The organism is Micromonospora sicca (genome assembly GCF_003172935.1).
Taxonomy (GTDB): domain Bacteria; phylum Actinomycetota; class Actinomycetes; order Mycobacteriales; family Micromonosporaceae; genus Micromonospora; species Micromonospora sicca.
In genome coordinates this window covers 1-13492 of record NZ_QGKS01000158.1, presented here as the reverse complement: position 1 = coordinate 13492, position 13492 = coordinate 1, and the positions used below count along the sequence as shown (strand labels likewise).

The 13492-nt window shown below is 73.3% G+C and carries 15 protein-coding genes; 10 read left to right on the top strand and 5 right to left on the bottom strand.

Annotation, left to right across the window (positions count from 1 at the left end):
• The first annotated feature begins 125 nt into the window (after nt 1-125).
• Genes DKT69_RS07995 through DKT69_RS07980 form a run of 4 tightly spaced genes read left to right on the top strand, consistent with a single transcriptional unit; the run spans nt 126 to nt 3917 of the window.
• Nucleotides 126-1418, top strand: coding sequence for a sugar ABC transporter substrate-binding protein (locus DKT69_RS07995; protein WP_109800940.1), 1293 nt, complete (start codon nt 126-128; stop codon nt 1416-1418).
• Nucleotides 1415-2401, top strand: a complete 987-nt coding sequence (locus tag DKT69_RS07990; RefSeq protein ID WP_109800937.1) for a carbohydrate ABC transporter permease — start codon at nt 1415-1417, stop codon at nt 2399-2401. The genes DKT69_RS07995 and DKT69_RS07990 overlap by 4 nt, the downstream gene beginning before the upstream one ends.
• A complete protein-coding gene (locus DKT69_RS07985) occupies nt 2398-3228 on the top strand; it encodes a carbohydrate ABC transporter permease (protein ID WP_109800936.1) in 831 nt (276 codons plus the stop codon). Before DKT69_RS07990 ends, DKT69_RS07985 begins: the two co-directional genes overlap by 4 nt.
• Nucleotides 3229-3272: 44 nt before the next feature.
• Entirely contained in the window at nt 3273-3917 is a 645-nt protein-coding gene (locus DKT69_RS07980) for an MOSC domain-containing protein (protein WP_109800935.1), read from the top strand.
• A gap of 19 nt (nt 3918-3936) precedes the next feature.
• Here the strand turns inward: DKT69_RS07980 and DKT69_RS07975 are convergent, their stop codons facing one another.
• A complete protein-coding gene (locus DKT69_RS07975) occupies nt 3937-4800 on the bottom strand; it encodes a hypothetical protein (RefSeq protein WP_201749534.1) in 864 nt (287 codons plus the stop codon).
• Nucleotides 4801-4907: 107 nt separating this feature from the next.
• Entirely contained in the window at nt 4908-5702 is a 795-nt protein-coding gene (locus DKT69_RS07970) for an enoyl-CoA hydratase-related protein (RefSeq protein ID WP_109800938.1), read from the bottom strand.
• A gap of 19 nt (nt 5703-5721) precedes the next feature.
• Between DKT69_RS07970 and hemW the strand changes: the two genes are divergently transcribed.
• Nucleotides 5722-6945, top strand: a complete 1224-nt coding sequence (gene hemW, locus DKT69_RS07965) for a radical SAM family heme chaperone HemW (protein WP_201749533.1) — start codon at nt 5722-5724, stop codon at nt 6943-6945.
• A gap of 43 nt (nt 6946-6988) precedes the next feature.
• Here the strand turns inward: hemW and DKT69_RS07960 are convergent, their stop codons facing one another.
• On the bottom strand, nt 6989-7609 hold the full coding sequence (locus tag DKT69_RS07960) for a DUF4870 domain-containing protein (RefSeq protein ID WP_109800933.1): 621 nt from the start codon (nt 7607-7609) through the stop codon (nt 6989-6991).
• A gap of 232 nt (nt 7610-7841) precedes the next feature.
• On the opposite strand from DKT69_RS07960, the gene hrcA reads away from it, so the two are divergent.
• The 3 genes from hrcA (at nt 7842) to DKT69_RS07945 (ending at nt 10819) form a co-directional block, all read left to right on the top strand.
• Nucleotides 7842-8864 carry a heat-inducible transcriptional repressor HrcA gene (gene hrcA / locus DKT69_RS07955; protein ID WP_109800932.1) on the top strand — a complete coding sequence of 341 codons (1023 nt, stop codon included), beginning with the start codon at nt 7842-7844 and terminating at the stop codon, nt 8862-8864.
• A 73-nt stretch (nt 8865-8937) separates the two neighbouring features.
• Complete coding sequence (gene dnaJ / locus DKT69_RS07950) at nt 8938-10083, top strand: molecular chaperone DnaJ (RefSeq protein ID WP_201749535.1); 1146 nt, start codon at nt 8938-8940, stop codon at nt 10081-10083.
• Between the two features lies 1 nt (nt 10084).
• Nucleotides 10085-10819 carry a 16S rRNA (uracil(1498)-N(3))-methyltransferase gene (locus DKT69_RS07945; protein ID WP_109800930.1) on the top strand — a complete coding sequence of 245 codons (735 nt, stop codon included), beginning with the start codon at nt 10085-10087 and terminating at the stop codon, nt 10817-10819.
• A gap of 401 nt (nt 10820-11220) precedes the next feature.
• On the opposite strand, the gene DKT69_RS40585 is transcribed toward DKT69_RS07945, so the two are convergent.
• Both DKT69_RS40585 and DKT69_RS40580 read right to left on the bottom strand, forming a co-directional pair.
• Nucleotides 11221-11643, bottom strand: a complete 423-nt coding sequence (locus tag DKT69_RS40585; RefSeq protein ID WP_255420189.1) for an SDR family NAD(P)-dependent oxidoreductase — start codon at nt 11641-11643, stop codon at nt 11221-11223.
• Nucleotides 11625-11981, bottom strand: coding sequence for an SDR family NAD(P)-dependent oxidoreductase (locus tag DKT69_RS40580; protein ID WP_255420188.1), 357 nt, complete (start codon nt 11979-11981; stop codon nt 11625-11627). The genes DKT69_RS40585 and DKT69_RS40580 overlap by 19 nt, the downstream gene beginning before the upstream one ends.
• Before the next feature lie 67 nt (nt 11982-12048).
• Here DKT69_RS40580 and DKT69_RS07935 point away from each other — a divergent pair, with 67 nt between their 5' ends.
• Together DKT69_RS07935 and DKT69_RS07930 are read left to right on the top strand one after the other, a co-directional pair.
• Nucleotides 12049-12399, top strand: a complete 351-nt coding sequence (locus DKT69_RS07935) for a histidine triad nucleotide-binding protein (protein WP_109800929.1) — start codon at nt 12049-12051, stop codon at nt 12397-12399.
• 35 nt (nt 12400-12434) lie between these two features.
• A partial coding sequence (locus DKT69_RS07930) for a serine hydrolase domain-containing protein (protein ID WP_109800928.1) occupies nt 12435-13492 on the top strand: 1058 nt, incomplete at its 3' end.

Here is a 13492-nt window from a genome sequence, read left to right as displayed (position 1 = left end):
CCCCCGCCCCCTGCGATACGGTCGCCTCGCCCGGTCCGCACGACTACCCCCTGTCGTAAAGGATTTTTTCCTACTAAGGTGCGGCGCAGAAGGTTAGTGCCAGACGGCGCGAGGGAGATATGGGCGTGAACAGGTGGAAGCGGCTGGCGCCGGTCACCGCCATCGTGGCCTCGGCCGCGATGGTGCTCGCCGGCTGCGGTGGCTCGGGTGACGACGACAAGGCCGCGGACAACAGCAAGCTGACGGTCTGGATAATGGGCGAGGGCGGCGACGCCCAGACCAAGTTCCTCGACGGAGTCGAGGCCGAATTCAAGAAGAAGCACCCCGAGACGGACGTGGTCGTCCAGTACATCCCCTGGCTCGAGGCGCCGAAGAAGTTCCAGGCGGCGCTCGCCGGCGGCGAGGGGCCGGACGTCACCGAGCTCGGCAACACCGAGACCCAGGGCTGGGCGGCGCAGGAGGCCCTCGCCGACGTCACCGACAAGTTCAACGGCTGGTCCGAGGGCAAGGACATCCTTCCCGACCTGGTCAAGAACGCCCAGCTCGACGGCAAGCAGTACGGCGTGCCGTGGTACGCCGGCGTGCGGGCCATCTACTACCGCACCGACTGGTTCGCCGAGGCCGGCGTGCAGCCGCCGACGAGCTGGGACGAGCTGGTCGCCACCGCGAAGGCCGTCCAGGCGAAGAAGCCGGGCACCTACGGCATCGCCCTGCCGGGCAACTCCGAGCTGCCGTTCTACTCCTTCCTCTGGGCCGCCGGCGGCGAGATCGCCACCAAGCAGGGCGACACCTGGAAGTCCGGCTACAACACGCCGGAGGCGCAGAAGGCGGTCAAGTTCTGGACCGACCTGGTGACCGTGCACAAGGTCGCCCCGCCGGCCGCCGCCGGCTGGAACGAGGTCGACGCCCGTACCCAGTTCGCCACCGGCAAGGCGGCGATGGCCTTCGCCGGCAGCTGGCAGGGCGGCGCGATGAAGAAGGACAACCCGGAGATCGAGAAGGTGTGGGGCACGTTCCCCATCCCCGGCCCGGACGGCAAGCCGGCCCCGGCCTTCGCGGGCGGCTCCGACATCGCCCTCTGGAAGGACAGCAAGCGGCAGGCCCTGGCCTGGGACTACCTGACCGTCCTGCTGAGCAAGCAGAAGGACCAGGAGTTCGCCAGCAGCCTCAACTTCTTCCCGGTCTACCAGGATCTGGTCGGCGGCGGCAACTACGCCAACGACAAGGTGATGGCCGCGTTCGCCACCACCATGCAGAACACCAAGCTGACCCCGCTCACCCCGAAGTGGGTCGAGGTCAGCCGGACCAAGACGGTGACCCAGGCGATGAACAGCTCGGTCATCAAGGGTCAGAAGACGGTCGAGAAGGCCACCGCCGACGCGGCCACCGAGATGGAAGGCATCTTGAACAGCAAGTGAGCTTACTGACCAAGAGCGCCGGCGAGGCCGCCGCGCGGGAGACCCCCGCGCGGCGGCGCCGCCGCGTCGACCGCCTGCCGTACCTGCTGCTCCTGCCCTGCCTGCTGATCATCGGGGTGCTGCTGCTCTGGCCCCTCGGCCAGGTGGTGGGCATGTCCTTCTACAAGCTGGACAGCGTCCGGCAGCTGCGCGGGGACCGCGAGTGGCCGTGGGTGGGGTTCCACAACTACGCCCAGATCCTCGGCGACCCGTTCTTCCGTACGGTGCTGCGCAACACGGTGCTCTTCGCCGCGGCCAACGTGGTGCTGACGATGATCCTCGGCACCCTGGTCGGGCTGCTGCTCAACCGGCTCGGCAAGCGGATGGCCACCTTCGTCGCCAGCTGCGTGATGCTGGCCTGGGCCACCCCGGCGCTGACCGGCACCATCGTCTGGAAGTGGATCTTCGACGACACCAGTGGCCTGGTCACCTGGCTGTTCAACAAGCTTCCCGACGGGCTCTCCACCGCCCTCTTCGGGCGCAGCGACTGGACCGGCTACGGCTGGTTCAACGATCCGCTGCTGTTCTTCTCGATCCTGACCCTGGTGGTGGTCTGGCACTCGTTCCCGTTCATCGCGGTCAGCGTGCTGGCCGGGCTGAAGAGCGTGCCGAGCGAGCTGCAGGAGGCCGCCCGGGTGGACGGGGCCGGGCCGTGGCGGGTCTTCTGGTCGGTCACCTTCCCGACCCTGCGACCGGTCTTCGGCATCCTGGTGGTGCTCTCCACGATCTGGGACTTCAAGGTGTTCACCCAGCAGTTCGTGCTGGCCGGCGGCACCCAGGACCGGTCGACGTTCATGCTCTCCATCTACTCGTACGCGGAGGCGTTCTCACCGCCGCCCAAGTACGGCCTCGGGGCGGCGATCGCCGTCATCCTCACCCTGATCCTGCTCGTGGTGACCGGTGTCTACGTCCGGATGGTGCTCCGGCAGGAGGACGAGTCGTGAAGAAGTTCGCCCTCAACGGCGCCGGCCTGCTGGTCGCGCTCTTCGCGGCCTTCCCGGTCTACTGGATGATCGCCACCTCGCTGAAGCCGAACCGGGAGATCTTCTCGGCCACGCCGCGCCCGGTGCCGGCGGAGCCCACCCTGGAGCACTACCGGGAGATCCTCACCGGCAACCTGATCCCGGGCGTGACCTTCGCCGACTTCTTCCTCAACAGCGCCCTGGTCGCGCTGGCGACGGTGCTGCTCAGCGGCCTGGTCGCGCTGCTCGCGGCGACCGCGGTGGCCCGGTTCCGGTTCCGGCTGCGCACCACGTTCCTGATCCTGCTGCTGGTGGTCCAGATGATCCCGCTGGAAGCGCTGGTCATCCCGCTCTTCCTGATGATCCAGCGGCTCGGGCTCTACAACACGCTGCCCAGCCTGATCCTCACCTACCTCGGCTTCTCGCTGCCGTTCGCCGTGTGGATGCTGCGCGGCTTCGTGGCGGCGGTGCCCAAGGAACTGGAGGAGGCCGCGGCCATCGACGGCGCGAGCCGGGCCCAGACCTTCCGGCGGATCCTTTTCCCGCTGGTCGCCCCGGGGCTGGTCGCCACCAGCATCTTCTCCTTCATCACCGCGTGGAACGAGCTGATCTTCGCGCTGACCTTCATCAACGACCAGGACAGGTACACCCTGCCGGTGGCGATGACCTTCTTCTTCGGGCGGGACGACACCGCCTGGGGGTCGGTCATGGCCGCCTCGACGCTGTTCACCCTGCCGGTGATCGTCTTCTTCCTGCTGGTGCAGCGCCGGATGGTCTCCGGCCTGGTGGCCGGCGCCGTCAAGGGCTGATCACCGGCTGTCCCGCCGATCCGCGCCCGACTCGGCTCACCGCCATGACGGGCAGGCTGGCGGCGGTGAACCTCGGCGTGGTCACCGAGGCGGAGTGGGCGGGCGACCCGAGCGGTCGCAGCGGCATCGACAAGCGGCCGGTCGACGGTCCGGTGCTGCTGCGGGTCGACGGGGTGGCCGGCGACTTCATCGGCGAGCGGGCCCACCACGGCGGGCCCGACCAGGCCGTCTACGCCTACGCCGAGGAGGACGCCGACTGGTGGGCGGCCGAGCTGGGCCGGGGCATCCGGCCCGGCGGCTTCGGCGAGAACCTGACCACGTACGCGGTGGACGTCACCGGGGCGGTCATCGGCGAGCAGTGGGCCATCGGCGACGCACTGCTCCAGGTCACCAAGCCCCGCACGCCGTGCACCACCTTCGCCGGCTTCTGGGGGATGCCCGACCTGATCAAGCGGTTCACCGCGCGGGCCGCGCCCGGGGCGTACCTGCGGGTGCTGCGGGAGGGTGAGGTCGGCGCCGGCGACCCGGTCGAGGTGGTGGCGCGCCCGGCGCACGGGGTGACGATCGGCGAGGTGTTCCGGGCGACGAGCCTGGAGCCGGCGCTGCTGCCCCGGCTGCTGGACGCCCCGGAGCTGCCCGAGCCGATCCGGGAGAAGGCCCGCCGCCGGCTCTCCGGCAGCCGCCCCTGACCGTGGCCGGTTGGCCGGCCTACGTGTCGGCGAAGACCTCCGCCAGCACCTGGGTCGGGGTCGCCCGCCCGTCGGCCACCTTGGTCCAGGTCCCCTGCTCGGCGGTCCACTCCAGGCCGCCGAAGCGGACCCGCTTCACGCCGTGGTCGTCGGCGTGCGACACCAGCCAGTGGGCGTACCGCCAGCCGTTGCGGCTGTCCGTCGCCGACACCGCCAGGCCGGTCAGGTCGGTCGGGGAGGCCACGCCCGGCAACCCCCAGTCGAGGGTCAGCCCCTGGATCAGCGCGGCCGCGGCGGCCTGGCCGCGCATCGCCGGCGTCGGCCCGACCGTGCAGGCCACCGCGCCGGTCGCATGGCCGAGCAGCGCGCGGGTGAGGACCTGCGACTCGTCCGCCCACTTCTGGTACGCCTCGGGATAGGCCGACCGCTGCACCCGCTGGGCGGCCTCGGTGACCCGCAGCTCCTCCCAGCCCTTGACCTTCTTCAGCGCCGCGTAGAACCGGTCCGCCGCGTAGCGCGGGTCCTGGATCTGCTCGGCGGTGCCCCAGCCCTGGCTCGGGCGCTGCTGGAACAGGCCGAGCGAGTCCCGGTCGCCGTGGGCGAGGTTCTTCAGGTGCGACTCCTGGTACGCCGTCGCCAGCGCCACCACCACGGCCCGCTCGGGCATCCGGCGCTGTGCGCCGATTGCCGCGATGGTGGCCGCGTTGGCCATCTGGTCGGCGCCGAGCACGACCCGGCCGTCGGCCTGGACGGTGCAGGTGCGGCTGGCCGCCGGGAGGCGGAGCTGGGGCGCGACGTGCCGGGCCACGAACCAGATCCCGAGGAGGGCGACGACCGCCACCACCACACCGGCTGCCCCGATTGCCCGAGTTCGCACCCGCACCTCCTGTTCGACAGTCCGCCAAGCGTACGTCCCCCGGAGCGCCGCCCGGGTCGTCCGACCGGTTGCCTCCCGTTCCGTCACCACTCGGCCACCGCGAGCGTCCGTGGTCAGCCGGCGGCGTTCCCGGTCGGCACCCAGGCCGCGTCCCTTTTCTCGCGGAAGGCGAGAACGCCCTCCCGGCCCTCGTCGGAGAGGAAGTACCCGGTGGAGAGGGCGGCCAACTCGGCGATCTCGGCGCGCAGGTCGGTGGGGGCCGGCCGGCGCAGCAGCTCCTTGGCGCCCGCCAGGGCCCGCGGCGCGCCCCGGACCAGCGAGTCGCAGTAACGGGCCACCGCCGCGTCCAGCCCGGCCGCCGGCACGGCCGCGGTGACCAGACCGATCTCGGCGGCCCGGCGGCCGTCGAAGGTGTCCCCCGTCAGGTACAGCTCGGCGGCGGCCCGGGGATTCAGCCGGGGCAGCACGGTGGCCGAGATGACCGCCGGGATCACCCCGATCCGCACCTCGGTGAAGGCGAAGGTCGCCTCCTCGGCGCAGACCGCCAGGTCGGCCGCCGCGATCAGGCCCAGCCCGCCGGCCCGCGCCGGCCCGGCCACCTTCGCCAGCACCGGCTTCGGGCACTCCCGCACCGCCACCAGCACGTCGCCGAGCATCCCGGCCGGCACCGTCCCGCTGGCGTACGCGGCGGCGGTCTCCTTCAGGTCCGCGCCGGAGCAGAAGACCGGGCCGGTGTGGTCCAGCACGATCGCCCGGACCGCGTCGTCGGCGACCGCCGCGGCCAGCCCGGCCAGCAGCCCGGTCATCAGCGGGGTGGAGAGCGCGTTGCGGTTGTGCGGGCTGTCCAGGGTGAGGGTGGTCACCCCACGGGCCGTGGCGACCCGCACGAGAGCGTCCGGAGAGGTCATGCCGGGCACACTAGTTGCCATGCCCGGCGCTCTTCCAGAAGGTGAATCCGTCCCGCGTGACGGGTCGCTGCCCGCCGCCGCCACCCGCGCGGTCGGCGCGCGCGGTTTCGGCGTGTACGTGCACGTCCCGTTCTGCGCCAGCCGCTGCGGCTACTGCGACTTCAACACGTACACGGCGGCCGAGCTGGGCGGCGGGGCCAGCCGCGAGTCGTACGCCGACACCGTGCTGGCCGAGCTGGCCCTCGCGGGCCGGGTGTTCGGTGACACGCCGCCGCGACGGGTCGACACCGTCTTCGTCGGCGGCGGCACGCCGACCCTGCTCCCCGCCGACGACCTGGCCCGCATTCTGGCGGGGATCGACCGCACCTGGGGGCTCGCCGCCGACGCCGAGGTGACCACCGAGGCCAACCCCGAGTCGGTCACGCCGGAGTCGCTGAAGACGCTGCGGGCCGCCGGCTACACCCGGATCTCGCTGGGCATGCAGTCCGCCGCGCCGGGCGTGCTGGCGATCCTGGACCGCAAGCACAGCGCCGGGCGGGCCACCACCGCCGCCCTCGAGGCGCGCGACGCCGGGTTCGACCACGTGAACCTGGACCTGATCTACGGCACGCCGGGGGAGCGCGCCGAGGACTTCGCCGCCTCGCTGGAGCAGGTCGTCGCGGCCGGGGTCGACCACGTCAGCGCGTACGCCCTGATCGTGGAGGACGGCACCCGGCTGGCCGCGCGGATGCGGCGCGGCGAGCTGCCGTACCCGAGCGACGACGTGGCGGCGGACCGCTACCTGGCCGCGGAGGCCGCCCTCGACGCGGCCGGTTTCTCCTGGTACGAGGTGTCCAACTGGACCCGCTCGGCGGCGGCCCGGTGCCGGCACAACCTGCTCTACTGGACCGGCGCCGACTGGTGGGGCCTCGGACCGGGGGCGCACAGCCACGTCGGCGGGGTGCGCTGGTGGAACGTCAAGCACCCGACGACGTACGCCGAGCGGCTCGCCGCCGGGGGGTCGCCGGGCCTGGCCCGGGAGGTGCTCACGCCCGACGAGGCGCACATGGAGGACGTCATGCTGCGGCTGCGGCTCGCCTCCGGGCTGCCGCTGGACGTGCTGGACGACGCGGGGCGGGCCGGGGCGGAGCGGGCCCTGGCCGGCGGGCTGCTGGCCGCGCCGGAGTACGCGGCCGGCCGGGCGGTGCTCACGCTGCGCGGCCGGCTGCTGGCTGACGCGGTGGTCCGCGACCTGCTGCCCTGACCGCCGATCGCCCGGCCGACCCGCGGGCCGGCCGGGCGGGGCGTCACTTGACCAGGCTGATGCTCATCGGATAGCGGTAGAGCTGGCCCTCGTTGGCCTTGACGCCGGCGAGGATGCCGAACAGGACGCCGATGATGACCGCCGCGCCGACCGCGAGGAACCCGATCACGATGCAGGCCAGGACCCAGCCGACCAGGCCGACGATCGACCAGAGCAGCTGGAAGTTGAGCGCCGCGACCGCGTGCTGACGCACCGTCGGCGACTGGTTTCCCCGGGCCAGCATGGCGACCAGCGGCGGGAGCCAGCCCAGCACGCCGCCGCTGACGAACATCGCCGCCGCGCCGCCGAAGTGCGCGACCAGCGCCCAGGTCTTGTCCTCGTTGTTGGCCCAGCCGCCGCTGGCGCCGTACGCGCCGCCGGTCGGATAGCCGCCGCCCGGCGGCGGATAGCCGCCCGGAGGTGGGTAGCCACCCGACGGCGGCTGGCCGCCGGAGGGCGGGGGATAGCCACCGGGCGGGGGATAGCCGCCCGCGCCCGGCGCCCCGGACAGTGGTGCGGTGGGTGGCTCGTCCGCCGACGAGCCGTACGGTGCCGACGGCGGGGTCGGGTCCGGCGGCTGAGCGCCGGCGTCCCCCGCTCCGGGAGGGCGAGGTGGTTCAGTCATGGACGTCACGGTAGGGGTTGCCCGCAAGGCGGCACCAGAGCGAGATCGCCCGGGATGTCCGGCTGAACGGCTCTGGCGCCGTGCTGGGTGGCGGGCCGGACCCCCGTGGTCCGTCGCTGATCATCGCGTCAGGGGTGGCGCCGACGTAGACTGGCACTCGCTACAGTCGAGTGCCAGGTGCCCGGCCCGCCCCGGACCACCGGCGGGTCGAGGTGCTTCAGGAGGTGGGGAGATGGGTCTCGACGACCGCAAGCTCGCCGTGCTGCGCGCGATCGTCGAGGACTACGTCGCCACGCAGGAGCCGGTCGGCAGCAAGGCCCTCGTCGAGCGACACCAGCTGGGCGTCTCCCCGGCGACGGTGCGCAACGACATGGCGGTGCTGGAGGAGGAGGGCTACATCCGGCAGCCGCACACCAGCGCGGGCCGGGTGCCCACCGACCGCGGCTACCGGCTCTTCGTCGACCGGCTCTCCCGGGTCAAGCCGCTCAGCCCGGCCGAGCGCCGGGCCATCGAGCGCTTCCTGGTCGGCGCGGTCGACCTGGACGACGTGGTGCACCGCACGGTCCGGCTGCTGGCCCAGCTGACCCGCCAGGTCGCCGTGGTGCAGTACCCGAGCCTGGCCCGCTCCTCGGTGCGCCACCTGGAGCTGGTGCCGATCTCCACCACCCGGCTGATGCTGGTCATGATCGCCGATACCGGGCGGGTCGAGCAGCGGCTGGTCGAGCTGCCCGCGCCGATCGCCGCCGACGACGTCATCGACCTGCGCCGGCTGGTCAACGAGAAGCTGGTCGGCAGCCGGCTCTCGGAGACCCCGCCGCTGGTCCAGGCGCTGGTCGAGGAGTCGGCCCCGCACCTGCGGGGTGCCATGACCACGCTCTCCACCGTGCTGCTGGAGACGCTGGTGGAGCGGCACGAGGAGCGGATCGCGCTGGCCGGGACGGCCAACCTCACCCGCGGTGGACTGCTCGACTTCCAGGGCTCGCTGCGCCCCATCCTTGAGGCGCTCGAGGAGGAGGTCGTGCTGCTCAAGCTGATCGGCGAGGCCGAGCCCAGCACCACCCGGGTGCTGATCGGCGACGAGAACGAGATCGACAACCTGCGCGCCGCCTCGGTGGTGAGCACCGGGTACGGACCGGGGGCGACCATCGTCGGTGGCCTCGGGGTGCTCGGGCCCACCCGGATGGACTACCCCGGCACCATCGCCACGGTGCGGGCCGTGGCACGCTACGTGGGCGAGCTGCTGGCCCAGAACTGACCAGTAAGGGCCGACGGCCGGCTCCGGCCGCCGACCGGCGCAACGCGAGACGAACATGAGGACACGGAACGCAGTGGCCAGGGACTACTACGGCATTCTCGGCGTGAGCCGGGAGGCCTCCGACGACGAGATCAAGCGCGCCTACCGCAAGCTGGCGCGGCAGTTCCACCCGGACGTCAATCCGGACCCGGAGGCACAGGAGAAGTTCAAGGACATCAACGCCGCGTACGAGGTCCTCTCGGACGACCGGAAACGGCAGATCGTCGACCTGGGCGGCGACCCGCTCGCGCCGGGCGGCGGGGGCGCCGGCGGTCCGGGTGGTCCCGGCGGGGCCGGCCCGTTCGTCGGCTTCCAGGACATCATGGACGCCTTCTTCGGCGGCGCCGCGGGCGGCGCCCGGGGGCCGCGCCCGCGGACCCGGCCGGGCGCGGACGCGATCCTGCGGCTGGAGCTGGACCTGCACGAGACCGCGTTCGGCGTCGAGGCGCCGATCACCGTCGACACCGCCGTGCTCTGCACCACCTGCTCCGGCGCCGGCACCGCGGCCGGCACCCACCTGGCCACCTGCGAGGCGTGCGGCGGCCGGGGCGAGGTGCAGTCGGTGCAGCGGACCTTCCTTGGCCAGGTGGTCTCCGCCCGGCCGTGCACCGTCTGCCAGGGCTACGGCACCACCATCCCGCACCCCTGCCCGACCTGCGCCGGCGACGGCCGGGTGCGGACCCGCCGCTCGCTGACCGTCAAGATCCCGGCCGGGGTCGAGGACGGCATGCGGATCCGGCTGGCCCAGCAGGGCGAGGTCGGCCCGGGCGGCGGCACCGCCGGCGACCTGTACGTGGAGATCCGCGAGCGGCCGCACGACGTCTACTCCCGCAAGGGCGACGACCTGCACTGCCGGGTCACCGTGCCGATGACCGCCGCCGCGCTCGGCACCCGGCTGACCATCAAGACGCTGGACAGCGAGGAGACGGTCGACGTCAAGGCGGGCACCCAGCCGGGCAGCACGCTGCGGCTGCGCGCCCGGGGCGTGCCGCACCTGCGCGGCACCGGCCGCGGCGACCTCTACGTCCACCTGGACGTGCGGACGCCGACCAAGCTCGACGCCGACCAGGAGCGGATGCTGCGCGACTTCGCCAAGACCCGGGGCGAGGAGGTTGCCGAGCTGACCAAGCAGGGCGGCTTCTTCTCCCGGATGCGCGACGCCTTCAACGGGCACGCCTGACGTGTCCGCCCCGCTGTTCCTGGTGGAGGCGCTGCCCACCGGTGACGCACTGACGCTGGACGGCCCCGAGGGGCACCACGCCGCGAACGTACAGCGGCTGCGGGTCGGCGAGGAACTGCTGCTGGCCGACGGTCGGGGTGGCACGGCCGCCGCGGTGGTCACCGCCGTCGGCAGGGGCACCCTCGACCTCCAGGTCACCTCCCGGGGGTACACCGACGCGTCCGTCCCGCGTGTCGTGGTGGTACAGGGCATCGCCAAGGGCGACCGGGGTGAGCTGGCCGTGCAGGCGATGACCGAGGTCGGGGTCGACGAGATCGTGCCCTGGGCGGCGTCCCGCTCGGTGGCCCAGTGGCGCGGCGACCGGGGCGTACGGGCCCGGGAGAAGTGGGCGGCGACCGCCCGGGAGGCGGCCAAGCAGGCCCGCCGGGCCTGGCTGCCGGTGGTGGCCGGGTCCCCGGACGAGTCCACCCAGACGGTCGTCCGGCGGATCGCCGGGGCGGCCGGCGCGTTCGTGCTGCACGAGGAGGCCGAGGAGCGGCTGACCACCGCCGACCTGCCCGCCACGGGCGAGATCGTGCTGGTGGTCGGCCCGGAGGGCGGCATCGCCCCGGCCGAGCTGTCGGCCTTCCGCGAGGCCGGCGCCCGCCCGGTCCGGCTCGGGCCGTCGGTGCTGCGCACCTCCACGGCCGGCGTGGCGGCCCTCGCCGTCCTCGCCACCCGCCTCGCGCGCTGGTGACCCGCGCGTCCGCAGCCGGCTTGCCGTCCGCGTGATGAGCTTCGCCGTCTCCGCCCTTCCCGCCGTCTCCGCCGGTCGGCTGGCTGAAGATCCACACGATGTTCCGGAAACTACGGTGTGTCCGGCGCACGTGATGCCGCCGTCTCCCGCAACTCGCGTGAGTCGCCCCGCCCGCCAGAGGAGTTCCAGCACGCCCTTTGCTCTGCTGCAGCCCACGCAACACTCACGGCCCGGGAGTGTTGCGTGGGCTGCAGCAGAGCAAAGCGTGCGTAGGGAATGTCCGCGCCCGCATCGAGCGCTCGCATCGAGCACCGGGCATCGAGCACCGGGCCTTGAGTGCAAAGCCCTGAGTGCCGCGCCTCAAGTGCCGGGCGTCGAGTGCCGGGCCGCGAGCGGCGGGGTCAGGTGCGCAGGTAGGAGGCGCCGTTGAGGTCGACGATGGTGCCGGAGGCCCACTCCGCCTCGGGACTGGCCAGCCAGTGGACGGCGGCGGCGATCTCCTCGGGGCGGGCGACCCGGTTGAACGGGCTCTGGGCGCGGATGGCGGCACCGTTCTCGCCGGTGAGGTGTTCGGTGGTCATGTCCGTCTCGACGAAGCCGGGGGCCACGGTCGCCACCGCGATGCCGTACGGGGCGAGGGCCAGGGCCAGCGACTGACCGAGCGCGTTCAGCCCCGCCTTGCTCGCCCCGTACGCGGGCTGCTGCGGCTCGCCCCGGAACGCGCCGCGGGAGGAGACGTTGACGATCCGCCCGCCCCGCTCCCGCATGTGCTGGGCGGCGCACCAGGTCACGTTGGCGGCCCCGGTCAGGTTGGTCTCCAGCACCAGCCGCCACTGCTGGCGCCACTGCTCATAGGTGTTGCCGAAGACCGGGTGCGGCAGGTCCGCGGCCCGTACACGCCGGCGTTGTTGACCAGGACGTCCAGCCCGCCGAGCCGCTCCGCCGCCTCGTCCACCATCGCCCGGACCGCGTCCGGGTCGGCCAGGTCGGCGCGGACCACCACGTGGCCGTCGCCGGGCAGTTCGTCGCGCAGCTGCTCGGCCAGCTCCGCCGAGTCCCGGTGGTGGATCGCCACCCGGTCCCCGCCCGCCGCGAACGCCCGCGCCACCGCGCGGCCGATGCCGCGCGAGGCCCCCGTCACCAGTACCGCCCGAGAAGTCACGCCGGACATCATGCCCGGCGCGGCCGGTGGCGGCGCGGCGGGTCCGGGCAGCGCTTAGCATGCCCGGATGGGAACCGACTGCCTGTTCTGCCGGATCGTCGCCGGGGAGATCCCGGCCACCATCGTGCGGGAGACCGCCACCACCCTCGCCTTCCGGGACATCGACCCCAAGGCGCCCGTCCACGTGCTGGTCATCCCGAAGGAGCACTACGCGGACGTGGCCACCCTCGCCCAGGGCGACCCGGGCCTGGCCGGTGAGGTGCTGGCCACGGCCGCCGTGGTGGCCGAGGAGGAGGGGCTGCTCGCGGACGGCTTCCGGCTGATGTTCAACACCGGGTCGTACGCCGGCCAGGAGGTCTTCCACGCGCACGCGCACCTGTTCGGCGGCGCCCCGCTCGGCCCGATGCTCGCCCGCTGAGGGCTCCACGGCGGCCCGCTCCTTACACTGCTGGCATGATCACCGTGAACGACCGGCTGGAACGGATGGTGCGGCAGGCGCAGGCCCGGGGCCGGGTGCCGGCGATCTCGGCCGCCCTGCACCGGGCCGATCGCCCGCTCTGGAGCTGCGCGGTGGGCGACACGGGCAACGACACGCCGGTCGGCCCGGAGTCGGTGTTCCGGATCGGCTCGGTCACCAAGACCTTCACCTCGGTGCTGGTCATGCAGTGCCGGGACGACGGCCTGCTGGACCTGGACGACCCGATCGGCCGGCACCTCGACCTGCCGGCGCACGGCGAGCTGACGGTACGCCGGCTGCTGTCGCACACCGCGGGCCTGCAACGCGAGCCGTACGGCGACGTCTGGGACTCGCTGCGCGCGCCCGGCGTGGACGAGCTGCTCGCCGACCTGGCCCGGGTCGAGCGGGTGCTGCCGACCGGCCGGCGCTACCACTACTCCAACCTCGGCATGGCGCTCCTCGGCGAGCTGGTCGGCCGGCTGCGCGGCGGCACCTGGGCGGAGGTGCTGGCCGAGCGGGTGCTCGTCCCCCTGGGGCTGACCGCCACCGGCCCGACGCCCGGCGACCGGGCCGCGACCGGGTTCCTGGTCGACGCGTACTCCGACGAGGCCCACCCCGAGCCGCCGACCGACTTCGGGGCGGTGGCCCCGGCCGCCCAGCTGTGGAGCACGGCCCCGGACATGGCCCGCTGGGCGGCCTTCCTCGCCGACCCCGCCGCGCTCGATTCGACCGGCGCGGTGCTCGCCCCGGCCACCCTCGATGAGATGCGCTGGCCGCTCACCACCACCGATGAGACGCTCTGGGTGGCCGGTTTCGGGCTCGGCCTGATCCTGGTGCCGCAGCCGCAGCGCGTGTTGCACGTGGGGCACGACGGGGCCATGCCCGGTTTCCTGGCCGCCGTCTACGGCCGCCGCGGCGGCGAGGGCACCGCGGGCGCGATGGGCTGCGCGGTGCTCGGCTCCTCCGGCACCGGCGTGGCGGTCTTCGACCTGCCGCACCAGTTGCTCGCCGCCGCGGCCGAGCACGACCCGGCGGACGTCGAGCCGTGGCGGCC